The 504-nt window shown below is 43.1% G+C and carries 1 protein-coding gene; it reads left to right on the top strand.

All coding sequences use genetic code 11. The features are described 5' to 3' along the window. The coding region (locus ACFINA_RS09670) for a ShlB/FhaC/HecB family hemolysin secretion/activation protein (protein ID WP_375615528.1) at positions 1-504 on the top strand (504 nt) is incomplete at both ends.

Here is a 504-nt window from a genome sequence, read left to right as displayed (position 1 = left end):
AAGCGCCCCAATAGTGATACTCTAACGGGATCATTTTCTCTACCCTATGGCTATTGGACAACAGGTTTTGATGGGACGTGGAGCCAATATCATTCGAGTGTTAAGGGAATATTTTCCGATATTATGACAGCGGGTAAGTCTTTATCGCTGACACCGTGGATTTCACGGGTTATTGATCGTGATCAAGAGGGAAAGACGTGGGTTACGGGACGGTTGACATGGAAATATTCTGATAATTTTATTATGGGCAGCAAGGTTGATGTTTCCAGCCGTAAACTAGCTATTGCAACCTTTGAGCTTGATCATTCGCGCAAGTGGCTTGGAGGAGAATTAAGCGCACATATAGGGTTTCATAAAGGGTTGGCAATTCTTGGCGCTTATGACGATAAAGAGCAAGAGAATGCAACAAAAAATTCCCCCAAAGGGCAGTTTTCCAAATTGTCTTTTTCCCTAGGCTACGTGCGTCCTTTTTCGCTCAAACAATATAACTTTCGCTATAACACG

This window comes from Bartonella sp. AC10YNML (assembly GCF_042196825.1).
In the GTDB taxonomy this organism is placed as follows: Bacteria; Pseudomonadota; Alphaproteobacteria; order Rhizobiales; family Rhizobiaceae; genus Bartonella.
This window is presented reverse-complemented; position numbering and strand designations above follow the sequence as displayed.